The sequence below is a fragment of the Paraburkholderia sp. MM5384-R2 genome (assembly GCF_014201025.1).
In the GTDB taxonomy this organism is placed as follows: domain Bacteria; phylum Pseudomonadota; class Gammaproteobacteria; order Burkholderiales; family Burkholderiaceae; genus Paraburkholderia; species Paraburkholderia tuberum.
In genome coordinates this window covers 146,040-159,126 of sequence record NZ_JACHDI010000017.1, presented here as the reverse complement: position 1 = coordinate 159,126, position 13,087 = coordinate 146,040, and the positions used below count along the sequence as shown (strand labels likewise).

The following is a 13,087-nucleotide window of genomic DNA, read 5'->3' as shown; positions in this document are numbered from 1 at the left end:
TCCTCATGTTACGGGCCGTTTAAAGGCTTCGCCGCAACCGGTTTCACGGCCATGCCGGGGCTGAGCTTGAGGAGATTGCCGACCACGACCGAATCGCCCCGAACGACGCCCTTCCTGACCGCAACAAGTGGCCCGTAGTCCGAGCCGAGGGTCACGTAGCGCTGCTCGACCCGCTTGTCTGCGCCGACGACGTAGACGTATTTGCCAAGCTGGTTGGAGCCGACGGCCACTTGTGGCACCAGCAGCGTGTTGGGTGCGTCCGCGACGTGCAGGCGCACGCGGATGAATTGCCCCGGCAGCAACGTGTGATCCGGGTTCTCGACGGTCGCGCGTGCGGTGATGGTGCCGCTGCTGCGCCCCACGTTGTTGTCGAGAAACGTGAGCCTGCCACGGTACTGCGGGCTCGCGCCCTGACCGACGATGACCTCGGCCGCGATGGTCCCCTTCGCCTGATCCTGCTGGATAGTGGCGAGATCGGTGTCGGGCGGATTGAAGGTGGCATAGATCGGGTCGAGCTGCACGAGGGTGTTGAGCTGGGTCCCCGTGCTGCTGATGAGCGCACCTTCATGCACCTGACTCAGGCTGAGACGCCCGGAGAACGGCGCGCGGATCTTCGTAAAGTCGAGATTGAGCCGCGCCGTCTCGATGAGCGCACGATCCGCCGCGAGCGCGGCCAGGTCTTGATGCTCGGTGCTCGCGGACTGCTGCAGCGTATCGATCGACACGTCGCCCGTCTCGCTCATCAGCGTATTGCGGCGATGGCTGGCGATGGCATATTCGAGCGCAGCCGCATCCTTTGCCGCCTGCGCCCTGGCCTGATCGAGCGCCGCCTGATAACTGCGCGGATCGATCTCATACAGGAGTGTGCCCTTGCTCACGTCCGAGCCATCGGACACCCCCTGCTTCGCCAGGTAGCCGGTCACCTGCGCCTGAAGCGTGACGGTGCGGATCGCGTCCGTGGTGCCGACATATTCGAGGTAAACCGGCACGGTCTGCTCGACCACCTGGGTTACGGGCACCTCGGTGGGGGCGGCTGGGTCCGGCGCGGGCGGGCTGCCGGTAGCCTGTCGCGCTCCCCCACCTGTGAACGACAGGACGCAGACGACTACGGCGATCGCCAGGCCTGTGGCTACAACGCGAAGTTTGCCGACTCTCATTGCGCCGTTGCTCCCCGATCAATCCCCGGACGCCGCCTCGCCGCCATCGCGAGGCGCGCGACCGATACGTTTGAGCACGGCCTCACGCAAGTGCTCGATCACCGTGTAGAAGATCGGCACGAATCCCAGGCTGAGCAGGGTGGCGGCGAGCATGCCGCCTACCACCGTCGTCCCGATCGACCGGCGGCTCGCGGCGCCCGCGCCGGAGGCGATCATCAATGGGACGGCGCCAAAGATGAACGCGAACGCGGTCATGAGGATCGGGCGCAGACGCAGGCGGGCCGCCTCGGTCACCGCCGCGACGATATCGAGGCCGGCTTCGCGGCGCCGCTTGGCAAATTCGACGATCAGGATCGCGTTCTTCGCCGCCAGCCCGATCAGCAGGACGAAACCAATCTGCGCATAGATGTCGACCTGCATGTGACGCAGCCACAGCAGCCCCAGCGCGCCGAACAGGGCTAGCGGCACCGTGAGGATGATGGTGAACGGCAACGTCCAGCTCTCGTATTGCGCGGCGAGGAACAGGAACACGAAGGACAGCGCGAGCGCGAAGACCAGGCCCGCGACCGAGCCGGCCTGCAGCTCCTGATAGGTAATGCCCGTCCAGTCATAGCCGAAATCCGCCGGCAAAACGCGCGCCGCGCGCTCCATCGCCGCGATCGCCTGGGCCGAACTGTAGCCCGGCGCCGCACTGCCGGTGATCTCCGCGGCACCGTAGAGGTTGTAATGAGGCACCGTGTCCGGCCCCACCGTCGGTTCGAGCCGGCCGAGCGTGCCCAGCGGCACCATGCTTCCCGCGGCGTTGCGCACGTAGAGCCGCGACAGGTCGCTGCGGTTCCCGCGGGCGTTGTCGTCGGCCTCGAGCAACACCTCGAAGGTGCGGCCGAACAGCGTCACATTGTTCACGTACAGCGAGCCGAGATAGATCTGCATCGTATCGAACACATCGCTCAGGTTGAGCCCGAGCAGCTTCGCCTTCACGCGGTCGAGATTGAAATCGTATTGCGGCGTCGACGTGTTGTAGCTGGTGAGCAGGGTGCGCCGCTCGAGTTCAGGCTGTTGCCGCGCCTGGGCGAGAAAGGCCTGGGTCGCCTCGCCGAGTGCGGCACTGCCCCGGCCGCTCAGGTCCTCGATTTCGAAATCGAAGCCGCCGAAGGTGCCGAGGCCGGCAATAGTCGGTGGAATCAGTGCAAGCGCCACCGCCTCCGGAATCTGATTGAGCTTCGGCTGTACCGTGGCGATGAGGTTGGCGACGCTCTGCTTCGCACCTCGCTCGTCCCACGGCTTGAGAATCACAAACTGGGCCGCACTGTTCGACGTCGTGCTGCGAGTGATGAAATTCAGACCGCTGATGGACAGCACGTTCGCCACGCCGGGCGTCGCCCTCAGGATCGCGCGGGTCTTCTCCATTACGGCTTCGGTGCGTTGCAGCGAAGCGCCATACGGGAGTTGCGTAATCACATAGAAATAGCCGGGATCTTCAACCGGCAAAAAGGCGGAAGGGATCGTCGAATGGAGCAGCCAAGTCACACCCAGGCCACACGCGAAGACCGCCAGCGCGAGCCAGCGCAGCCGGATCAAGCCGCGCAGCGAATTCGCGTAGTGGCTGCGCGCCCAGTTAAAGCCTTGATTGAACTTGCGAAACAGGATGAACCGCGGCGGCCTGTCCCGTCGCAACAGCAACGCGCAGAGCGCCGGACTGAGCGTCAGGGAATTGAACGCCGAGAGCGCCACCGAAATGGCGATGGTCAACGCAAACTGATTGTAGAGACGGCCCGTCACGCCCGGCAGGAAGGCGATCGGCACGAACACGGCGCCGAGCACTGCCGAGGTGGCAACGATCGGCCCCGTCACTTCCCGCATCGCCGCCTTCGCCGCAGCCATGGGCGTAAGCCCGCTCTCGAGCTGGCGTTGGACATTCTCGACCACGACGATCGCATCGTCGACGACGAGGCCGATAGCGAGGACCATGCCGAGCAGGCTGACCGTGTTCAGCGAAAAGCCGAGCACCAGCATGATCGCGAGGGTGCCGATGAGCGCCACTGGAATGGCGATCATCGGAATGAACGTGGTCCGCCAGCTCTGCAGGAACAGGAACACGACGCCCAGCACCAGCAGCAGCGCAAAGGTCAGCGTCTTCATCACCTCGACCATCGAGGCGGACACGAACATGGTGGTGTCGTAGGTGATGCCCCACGCCATCCCTTTCGGAAAGCGCTTTGCAAGCGTCTGCATCGTGGCCTTGACACGCTGGTCGAGGTCGAGCGCATTAGCGCTCGGCAACTGGAAGACGGCGAGCAGCGCCGCCGGGTGTTCGTTCACGGAGGCGCTAGAGGTGTACTGAAGCGCGCCCAGATCGATGCGCGCCACGTCGCGCAGATACACAGTGGCGTCGCTCGCCGTGCCGGCGCGCAGCACGATATTGCCGAATTGCTGCGCGTCCGCCAACTGGCCGTGGGTGTTGATCTGGTATTGAAACGTCGTGCCCGCCGGCGCCGGCGCCTCGCCGAACTTGCCTGCGGCGACCTGCACATTCTGCTCGGCGATCGCATGCTGGACATCGCTGGCTGTCATGCCGAGCGCGGCGAGCTTGTTTGGGTCGAGCCAGATGCGCATCGAGTAGCGGCGTTCGCCGAAGATCGTGACATCGCTCACGCCGGGCAGGCGCTTGAGCGAGTCGACGAGCTGGAGATAAGCGTAGTTGCTGAGGGTGACAGGATCGATCGAACCGTCTGGCGAATAGAGATTCACTGCCAGAACAAAGTTCGGATTCTGCTTCTGGATGGTGATGCCGGCCTGATTGACGATGCTGGGAAGCTGCGCCGTCGCCTGCGAGATGCGGTTCTGCACGTCGACCGCGCCGATGTCGATGTTGTAGCCGACGTTGAACGTGACGGTGATCGTGGACGTGCCATCGTTGGCACTCACCGACGACAGGTAGCTCATACCCGGCACGCCGTTGATCTGCTCTTCGAGCGGCGCGGTGACGGTGTCCGCCACGACCTGCGCGCTCGCACCCGTATAGGTCGACTTGACCAGAACCTGTGGCGGCGTGATCTGCGGAAACCGCTCCACCGGCAGGTTGAACCAGGCAATGAGCCCCGCGAGCACCATGATGATGGCGATCGACGATGCGAAGATCGGACGCTCGATAAAGAAATCGACCATTGACCTCGCCCCGAGTCCCAGGTAGCTTGACGGAAACGCGCCGGTATAGTTTCCGCCGTCGGTAGACATTGTCAATAGGCCTGGATCGTGACGCGCGAAACACAGACTCAACCTATCCGATCAGGCGGGCGTCCTACGCTGCGAGAGTCCGAAATTCGTCTGCAGCGCCTGCTCGATGTTGCGCAGCGCCATTTTCTTGCCGCTGGATATCGCGAGACCAGCCTTGAAGGCATCGCGCGAGAGGCGGGTATTGCAAAAAAAACGCTGTACGATCGATTCGGCAGCAAGGCGGGCCTGTTCAGCGCAATCGTCGAGACGCTGCGTCGTTCGTGGATCACGCAGCTCGGCGATATCGTGCTCGACGCGCGCCGTCCGGAGCATGTCCTCGAGAAGGTCGCGCTCCATCTGCTGGATGTGGGCACGCGGCCTGACATGATCGCATTGCATCGCCTGCTTCTGACCGAGGCCTATCGTTTTCCCGAACTCATCAGCGGGTATTACAACAAGGCGGGTGGACTACGCGGCATGGAGCCGCTTTCGGACTATCTTCGTTCGGCAGTCGCCGATAACGCATTGCAACTCGATGACGTTGCGCTGGCTACCGAGCAGTTTCTACACCTGGTACTCGGCGGGGTCCGCGCGCGGCTGCTGCTTGGCGCCACCAGGAGGCGCCCCGGCGCATCGGAGCGCAACAGAATCGCGCGTGAGGCGGTCCGCATCTTCCTCGCTGGATGCAAGGTGCTTTGAGCGAGCGCGTTCCGGTCTTCGTCCGATTCTGCCCGGCCGATATTCGCCTGGAGCGGCCGCGGCCGGCGGGATGCCGGCCCAATCCCCGTCTGCTTCCGGGGCCGCGCAACCGGCCACCGGCTGCTGCATTGCGACAATCGGGCGTCCGTATTCCCGGTTGCCGTGCCGCGTGTGGTCGAGGCGGCGAGGAATTGGCCCCCTGTACGTGTTTCCCTTGCCTAAACTCAAGTTGGTACGTGCCGAACTCTGACGGCACGAGCGCGGTAGCGCTCGCGCGCGAACTCCGGCACGTATTTGAAATCTGAAAGAACATGGGGGGCGGACATGACGACGGCTGTCAGCTTTCATATCGGCTATACGCAATACCTTGGCTCCGCTGGCGAGCCTGTCCAGTCATTGCCGGCCTTCGCACGTGACCCGGCGGCGCTGATTCCGCTCTATCGCGCGATGGTGCTGACACGGGCGTTCGACACGAAGGCGGTCGCGCTGCAGCGTACCGGCAAGCTCGGCACCTTTGCGTCGTCGGTCGGCCAGGAGGCGATCGGTGTCGGCGTCGCCAGCGCGATGCAGCCCGACGACGTGCTGTTCCCCTCGTACCGCGATCACGCCGCGCAATTGCTGCGCGGCGTCACGATGACGGAAAGTCTCCTGTATTGGGGCGGCGACGAGCGCGGCAGCGATTTCAGCGTGCCCCGTAACGATTTTCCGAACTGTGTGCCGATCGGCACACAGGTGTGCCATGCGGCCGGCGCAGCGTACGCGTTCCTGCTGCGTCACGAGCCGCGCGTTGCGGTGGCGATCTTCGGCGACGGCGGCACATCCAAGGGCGATTTCTACGAGGCGATGAACATGGCCGGCGTCTGGCAGGCGCCGCTTGTGCTCGTCGTCAATAACAACCAGTGGGCGATTTCGGTACCGCGCAGCCACCAGAGCGCTGCGCAAACGCTCGCGCAAAAGGCGATCGCTGCAGGGATAGAGGGGCTGCAGGTCGACGGCAACGACGTGATCGCCGTGCATCAGGTTGTCCACGCGGCGCTCGCCAAGGCTCGCCGCGGCGATGGCCCGACGCTGATCGAGGCGCTCAGCTATCGCCTTGGTGATCACACGACGGCCGATGACGCGACACGCTATCGCGACGCCGAGGTCATCGCCAAGCAATGGGAATACGAGCCGCTGCTTCGTTTGCGCACCTACCTGATGCACGTGAACGTCTGGACCAAGGCGCAGGACGAGGAACTCGGTAAGGCGTGCCGTGCGCAGGTCGAGCAGGCCGTCGACGCGTACCTGGCGATACCGCCTGCGGGCCCATCCGCGATGTTCGATCACCTGTATGAGGCGTTGCCCGCAGCGATGCGTGAGCAACTGGCGATGGCGCAACGTTTCGCTCCGGCTAAGGGGAACGGCGATGGCTGACCTCAACATGGTCGAGGCCGTCAATCAGGCACTCGCATATGAACTGGCGCACGACCCTACCGTTGTGCTGCTCGGAGAGGACATTGGCGTGAACGGCGGCGTATTTCGCGCGACCGTCGGGTTGCAGACGCGCTTTGGCGCTCAGCGGGTGATCGACACGCCGCTGGCCGAAACCGCCCTCGCCGGCTGCGCGATCGGCATGGCGGCGATGGGCGTTAAGCCTGTTGTGGAGATCCAGTTCGCGGGGTTTGTCTATCCGACCATCGATCACATCCTGAATCATGCGTCGCGTCTGCGGCATCGAACGCGCGGACGACTGACGTGTCCGCTGGTGATCCGTGCGCCATGCGGCGCAGGCATTCACGCACCAGAGCACCATTCCGAAAGCCCTGAAGCGCTGTTCGCCCACATACCCGGGCTGCGCGTCGTGACGCCGTCGTCGCCAGCACGCGCGTACGGCTTGCTGCTGGCGGCGATCCGGGACCCGGACCCGGTGATCTTCTTCGAGCCGACGCGGCTGTACCGGCTCTTCAGGCAGCCGGTGGAGGATGACGGCGAAGCGCTGCCACTCGACAGTTGCTTTACGTTGCGCGATGGGGCAGACGTCACACTGGTGAGTTGGGGCGGGGCGTTGCAAGACGTGCAGGCTGCGGCCGATCTGCTTGCGCAGGAAGGCGTGATGGCCGAGGTGATCGACGTGGCCACGCTCAAGCCGCTCGACATGAACACCATTCTCGCGTCGGTGGCGAAAACCGGACGCTGCGTGATCGTGCATGAGGGCTCGCATGCCGGAGGGGTCGGCGCGGAGATCGCCGCCAACATCGCCGAGCGCGGACTGTACTCGCTGCTCGCACCGGTGCAGCGCGTCACCGGTTATGACGTGGTGGTGCCGCTGTACAGACTCGAGAATCAATACATGCCAGGCACTGAGCGCATCGTTGGCGCGGTCAGGCAGGCGCTGGAAGCGTAGGGATGCCATGAAAATCTTCAAACTGCCTGATCTCGGCGAAGGTTTGCAGGAAGCGGAGATCGTCGAGTGGCACGTCAAGAGCGGCGAAGACATTCGCGCGGATCAACGGCTGCTGTCGGTGGAAACGGCGAAGGCGATCGTCGATATTCCGTCGCCTCAATCCGGCCGAGTCGCGAAGCTGTTCGGCCAGCCCGGCGATATCGTGCATCTGGGGGCGCCGCTCGTCGCATTCGAAGGAGCGGCCGACGAAGCCGATGCCGGTACCGTGGTCGGTCATATGGAGGTCGGCCAGCAGGTGGTGCACGAAGCGCCGGCGGCGCTCGGCGGCAGCCCGGGCACGGGTGTCGGCACGATCAAGGCGATCCCGGCGGTGCGGGCGCTCGCGCGCAAGCTTGATGTCGATCTTGCGATGGTGACACCGTCGGGGGCGGAGGGTGTCATCACGGCGGCTGACGTGCAGCGCGTCGCGAAGATACTCGCTCAGCTCGGTCCGCCCGAAGTGCTGCGCGGCGTGCGGCGCGCGATGGCGCAGAACATGGCGCGCGCGCAGAGCGAAGTGGCGGCCGCGACCGTCATCGACGACGCCGACATTCATGAGTGGCCGCCACATACCGATGTGACGGTCCGCCTGATCCGTGCGCTGGTAGCAGGATGCAGCGCCGAACCCGGCCTCAACGCATGGTTCGACGGACATGCGGGACGGCGCCACGTACTGGAAAAGATCGACCTCGGCATTGCCGTCGATCTACCGGATGGCCTCTTTGTACCGGTATTGCGCGACGTTGCGCACCGCAACGCAGCGGATCTGCGCGGCGGCCTCGACCGGATGCGTGTCGACATCCGGGCACGCAAGATTCCACCGGAGGAACTGCGCGGCAATACGATCACGTTGTCGAACTTCGGCATGATCGCCGGCAAATACGCAGCTCCCGTGGTCGTGCCGCCCACTGTCGCGATCCTCGGAGCGGGGCGCATTCACGAGCAGGTCGTGGCGGTAAGTGGCGTTCCGGCCGTGCATCGGATCTTGCCGCTTAGTCTGACGTTCGACCATCGGGTCGTCACGGGCGGCGAAGCAGCACGGTTTCTCGCCGCGGCGATCGTGGATCTGCAGATGGCGCAGTAGCTGTGACTGCGCGAATTCAAAAATTCAGAAGGTGTATGCGTTGTGTCCAGCTTGGGACGTTCGCAGATTTAGGCACAGCGAAATCGTATGCCAATCCGTAAATCGATCGAGGCGTGCCGGTTCGCAGCTTCTTGCAGCGCACCCGGTCTTTGGATCGCTTCGTCTGCAAAACGGCCCAACCCGTGGAACAGTTACAAGATAAGTATTGACGCTGGTACCACTTGGCGGTTAAGGTGCCGCATGAAGTTCAAGAAGTTCGATTGCTGTTCATCAATTGCTCGCTCCTCAGCGGTATTCGTTGTCCTCTCCCTCCTTGACGCTTCATACGCTCTTCAACGGAGCACATTTTCCCGTTTTTTCTCAAGGATTTTTCATGGATACCGGTACCGTTAAGTGGTTCAACGATAGCAAAGGTTTTGGCTTCATCACCCCGGACAAGGGCGGTGACGACCTTTTCGCTCACTTCTCCGAAATCAGCGGCGACGGCTTCAAGACGCTGGCTGAAAATCAGAAGGTGAGCTTCGAAACGAAGCAAGGCCCGAAGGGTCTGCAGGCAGCTAACATCAAGCCGCTGTAAAGTTTGAAGAGCCCGGCGTTCCGCGACGGACGCCGGGTTGCAGGGACATCCTTACGGAGCGTTGTTTCCTGAAGTTGCGCGTTCGCTCCTGGCTGCATCGGTTTCGCCGGCAGCTTGCCAAGCGCCATACGTCTCATTGCGCTCATTTTCCCCTCTGGCATTAGCGCCACGTCTTCGCTTTCCGACTGCTTCAGATTCGGCCTGAGATGCCTTTGAATCGGCGTACCTGTGCACATTTCGCAAGGTACGCGCGCACTCGACATTATTAAAACTAAAATGCAGAACAAACAAATTCAACAATACAACGGCTATGCCGTCCAGCCCTCGGCGCATCGTTTGCCCGACGGCAGTTTTTCCTCCAACCTGCTGCTCGAACGCGCCGATAGCAAGCGCGCGGACGGCCGCTACCAGTTCTATTCGCTCGATTACTTCACGAGTGAGGAGCAGGCGTTGCAGCACTCGACACGCTGGGCACGCAACTGGGTCGACACGCGCGGTTAACGGCGACGCCCCAGATCTGCACGCTCAACGCATCTCAGGCATCAGGACGCGTGCAATAAGGCGCCCGCAAACATCACGCGCGATCGATCGGTTACCTTTCGGTTTGAGCCGGGCTCAGTGCGAACTTCTGGATTTTCTCTATCGACGTCTTCGGCATTCTGCACACGGCATGGAAGTCGACGACGCTCTTGAGCTTTCAGAATGGGTCGAAGTGTGAACGCAGGCGCGGGCGGACGGCAATCACCCATCGGTCACTATGCGGCCGAGATGGAATGGACATGGCTTCCCTTCGGGCATGACGGCATCTACTTCGTGGTCGACGCCTGAGGAGGCGATGACCCGAACTGGCAGCAATGCGGTCGCACTGGCATAGCCTGCCGAGCATGTGGCGACTGACGATCAGAAGGCCAACTTCTTTATCACACACATTGTTGATGGCGTGCCGCTGGCGCGCGCGAACACGGGTACCTTCTGCATAGACTTGGGTTCTGGCTCTAGCGCTCAGGGGGATTCCAGGATGGCGCGATCAAAGCCGTCAGTATCAATCAGCATTTCGGCGTAGGCCACCGACGCGCGCCTTGCGTCGCCGGCATTCACGAAGGGCCTCTTGCCGGGCACACGGAATAAGCGACTTCGCGGGTTGTCCGTCATGGAATCCGGGTCGCTGATGCGAATCGACGCATCGAATCCTTCCTCGTAATTGTGACCATATCCTGGTTGAGTCGTGCGATGCGGATACACGAGTAGGGAAATATCGAGACCGCGATAATGGCGAATGGTTGTCATCAGGTCACTCCTTTTGGCCGCAGCAAGCAGCACGTTTTTGATCGTTGTGCAGGTTTGGCCGAAGGAGATACGCCCCCGAGCCACACCGACGAGGCGACCGGAACGAAGTTTCCTGGCTAGCTGTCCGGTACGCGGATACCCGAGCTTCGTGCTTAACATCCGCAAGCGTTCCCTCACCCGGCATTCCGCTCACGTTTGTCCGATCGGGCACCACACTGTCCCGAACTCACGAAGTGGATCGCTCCCGTATCCTTGGCCAGCCTCATCGCGCGTGGCAAGCAGACGCTGTTGATCGTGGTGTTCTTGAAGAGTTTGCAACGTAAGCGTAGAGGTGGAACCAGGCAGACAGCCGTCGCCGGCCATCTAAGCCAACGCTATGACAATCCGGGAAGTGCCCCGCTTTGCCGACCCCACGTTTCAAGGTACGCGCGACAGTACTATCGGTCAATACAATTCTGGTAACAGCCTCTGCGTCTGCGCCGCCCGATGTAACCCGTTCCAGCGTATAGTGAGCCATACCCTGTGGAGTGACCAACATGTCGACACACCCGATTCTTCTCTACAAGGGGTACGAACTTCATCCCCTTGTCTTTCCCCGCACATTCAGTCGCTTTGACGGACATTCCCGTTACGCGGAAGGTTACGAAATTGCAGTACGGATATGTCGTCCGGCGGCGACAGCAATTCCCTCCGCAAGCCGGGTCTTCAGGCTGAACCAAACGCATACATTCTCTGACTTCGGTACGGCAAGGCGAGCCGCCCGGCAGCAGGGAAAGGACATCGTCGACGGAAAGGTGAGCGGCGCTTCGGTCATCGACATATAAAAACGCCGCTGACGGACAGCATCCATCGATGTGCTCGATCGTGCGACGAATTGCTGTGTGCCTGATGGCCGATCTGATCGCCGCTCCCACATAAAAGGCGGCTGCCGCAATAGCGGGACAGGGCTGCGATCGACGTGCTGCTCGGGACGCTCGCCGGCGATCATCCTCCCGAACGATTCGCGATTTTGCCTTCCGCGAAGATTCGATGTGGCCGGCTGCAAAAACGTACCGCAGACCTGCAAGTCGAGCAGCAATCGGCGTCGCTGGCTCACGCCGTCTCGTCGCCCCACCCCCGAAATGAAGTCGGTCCGGATAGCCGTTGCATGTCACGCTCGGCAATGGCGTGGTCGCGGATGCGTCCGCGTCGTGCCAGAGGCGCAAACACCGCATTGGTCTCCTCGCAGGCGGCCGGGTAACGCTGGAACTCCTTATTACCTGACGAAAGGGTGAATCGATTTCCGCCAAAAAGGGCGAACGGGGCTGCAATGCACTTTCGCGCGCTTCGTTTCGCCGTCGTTGAATTGTTGACGTCGAGACTGCTTGCCGCGCATGTCGGAGGCGCATTCTGCGTCGCCACATGATGAACCGGAGAAGAGAGGCAGTCCGATGTGGATCTTCGGATCGCCGCCGCCTACCGGCGCTGCGGTACGTAAGTGCCGGGTTGACTTGCATGTTCCCTGTGCTTCTCTGACGGCGCCTGGAGCACGGGTTTTTCTGTACAAATCCATCAATGGGCGTAGCATGAAATCGTCACTCTACCTGCGACCGTTCCTCGCGTCCTTAAGCTGCGTACCCGACGGAACCGGAGATCCGCTTTCACCCAAAACCGAAACGTGGCCGACCTCCTGAAGGGCAGCGGACGCAGTGGCCACGTCGCTCCGCTCCGTCTTTTCCGCTACACAATGAGACGGCCCTCAAAGGTACCGATCACAACCGGTTCCCCGTCTCTACCGCGGGCTCGAACTCCATCCGCTGGTGGTTGACTCAGAGCCGTTGCAATCATTGGAGTGTGGTATGGAAAGAAACGACCTGCTGAAATGGATTCGGTGCAATGGTGCTGACATCGTCGATCGGTTTCTGCCGCCCGGCGCGCAGGGCGAACTGGATAGCCTCATCCATGACCGCCGTCACGAGATCGATGCGGGCGCGTTTCTGATGTTCATGTCGATTCGTGCGCTTCTATGCGAACGCGGCATGGAAAGCTGCGATTCGGATCGCGAGGCCGGACAAATCATGGCCATGCTGAGCGCCTAGGTCGCGCTTTTCGAGGCCCCTCTGCGACAGTCGCAATCGAGCGATAACCCCAAAGGAATACCATGCGCTTCAATTCCACCCTGATCGTTATCGACCCGACCCCCCGGCGGGCCGACGGCGAGTACATGGCCCACGCACGCATCAGCGGCAGCCGTGCCGACGGCACCGGGTACGAGATTCATTCGAGTGGCGATCTGGCAGGCTTCGACGCACGCGAGGACGCGATAGCCTATGCGAAGAACTGGGCGCAGGACTGGCTGCACGCGCGCTTCGGGTGACAGAGGTCTCACCTACGGAAGCAACGAGAGACGGATTGGCGTGCAGGCCGGCCATTCGCCATCAGAGGAAGATGCAGCGGGATGTTGCTCACGCGTTTCGATCCAATCGCTTGCCCATCGGTTCTGGTAAACCGGTGCCTCTGCTTGACGGCCACAGTAACCGACAGAGTAGAACTCGAAAAGCAGGGGCCGTACGGACATCGGATCACCTAAGCGTCAGGTCTAAAGAGAAAGAGCCGTCGGATAGAGAGCGAGCACACAGCGTATCGGCGGGACTGCGTGGGTCGCA

13 protein-coding genes and 1 pseudogene are annotated in these 13,087 nt (G+C 62.2%); 11 read left to right on the top strand and 3 right to left on the bottom strand.

The genetic code is table 11. From position 1 onward, the window contains the following. Positions 1–8 precede the first annotated feature (8 nt). Positions 9–1,157: an efflux RND transporter periplasmic adaptor subunit gene (locus HDG37_RS24965; RefSeq protein WP_260334984.1), complete on the bottom strand. Its 1,149-nt coding sequence runs from the start codon at positions 1,155–1,157 to the stop codon at positions 9–11. 18 nt (positions 1,158–1,175) lie between these two features. After that, on the bottom strand, positions 1,176–4,325 hold the full coding sequence (locus HDG37_RS24960) for an efflux RND transporter permease subunit (RefSeq protein WP_184052181.1): 3,150 nt from the start codon (positions 4,323–4,325) through the stop codon (positions 1,176–1,178). An 87-nt stretch (positions 4,326–4,412) separates the two neighbouring features. On the opposite strand from HDG37_RS24960, the pseudogene HDG37_RS40075 reads away from it, so the two are divergent. The 8 genes and pseudogenes from HDG37_RS40075 to HDG37_RS39465 all read left to right on the top strand — a co-directional run. Further along, positions 4,413–4,574, top strand: a pseudogene (locus HDG37_RS40075) (hypothetical protein); the annotation flags it as partial. A 183-nt stretch (positions 4,575–4,757) separates the two neighbouring features. After that, on the top strand, positions 4,758–5,072 hold the full coding sequence (locus HDG37_RS39470) for a TetR/AcrR family transcriptional regulator C-terminal domain-containing protein (protein WP_260334986.1): 315 nt from the start codon (positions 4,758–4,760) through the stop codon (positions 5,070–5,072). A 324-nt stretch (positions 5,073–5,396) separates the two neighbouring features. Beyond that, positions 5,397–6,485, top strand: a complete 1,089-nt coding sequence (pdhA, locus tag HDG37_RS24950) for a pyruvate dehydrogenase (acetyl-transferring) E1 component subunit alpha (protein ID WP_184052179.1) — start codon at positions 5,397–5,399, stop codon at positions 6,483–6,485. After that, positions 6,478–7,455, top strand: coding sequence for an alpha-ketoacid dehydrogenase subunit beta (locus tag HDG37_RS24945; RefSeq protein ID WP_184052177.1), 978 nt, complete (start codon positions 6,478–6,480; stop codon positions 7,453–7,455). Before pdhA ends, HDG37_RS24945 begins: the two co-directional genes overlap by 8 nt. 7 nt (positions 7,456–7,462) lie before the next feature. Further along, entirely contained in the window at positions 7,463–8,578 is a 1,116-nt protein-coding gene (locus tag HDG37_RS24940) for a dihydrolipoamide acetyltransferase family protein (RefSeq protein ID WP_184052175.1), read from the top strand. A 373-nt stretch (positions 8,579–8,951) separates the two neighbouring features. Then, entirely contained in the window at positions 8,952–9,155 is a 204-nt protein-coding gene (locus HDG37_RS24935; RefSeq protein ID WP_012428559.1) for a cold-shock protein, read from the top strand. A 276-nt stretch (positions 9,156–9,431) separates the two neighbouring features. After that, positions 9,432–9,656 (top strand): hypothetical protein, encoded by a 225-nt coding sequence (locus HDG37_RS24930; protein WP_184052173.1) that lies wholly within the window; start codon positions 9,432–9,434, stop codon positions 9,654–9,656. A gap of 201 nt (positions 9,657–9,857) precedes the next feature. Continuing rightward, positions 9,858–9,983: a hypothetical protein gene (locus HDG37_RS39465; protein WP_260334983.1), complete on the top strand. Its 126-nt coding sequence runs from the start codon at positions 9,858–9,860 to the stop codon at positions 9,981–9,983. Between the two features lie 174 nt (positions 9,984–10,157). Here the strand turns inward: HDG37_RS39465 and HDG37_RS24925 are convergent, their stop codons facing one another. After that, positions 10,158–10,442 carry a hypothetical protein gene (locus tag HDG37_RS24925; protein WP_090810391.1) on the bottom strand — a complete coding sequence of 95 codons (285 nt, stop codon included), beginning with the start codon at positions 10,440–10,442 and terminating at the stop codon, positions 10,158–10,160. A gap of 536 nt (positions 10,443–10,978) precedes the next feature. Between HDG37_RS24925 and HDG37_RS39460 the strand changes: the two genes are divergently transcribed. The 3 genes from HDG37_RS39460 (at position 10,979) to HDG37_RS24910 (ending at position 12,798) form a co-directional block, all read left to right on the top strand. Next, entirely contained in the window at positions 10,979–11,266 is a 288-nt protein-coding gene (locus HDG37_RS39460; RefSeq protein WP_090810393.1) for a hypothetical protein, read from the top strand. A gap of 1,014 nt (positions 11,267–12,280) precedes the next feature. After that, positions 12,281–12,520: a hypothetical protein gene (locus HDG37_RS24915; RefSeq protein WP_184052169.1), complete on the top strand. Its 240-nt coding sequence runs from the start codon at positions 12,281–12,283 to the stop codon at positions 12,518–12,520. A gap of 62 nt (positions 12,521–12,582) precedes the next feature. Then, a complete protein-coding gene (locus HDG37_RS24910) occupies positions 12,583–12,798 on the top strand; it encodes a hypothetical protein (RefSeq protein ID WP_018424494.1) in 216 nt (71 codons plus the stop codon). Positions 12,799–13,087: the final 289 nt, after the last annotated feature.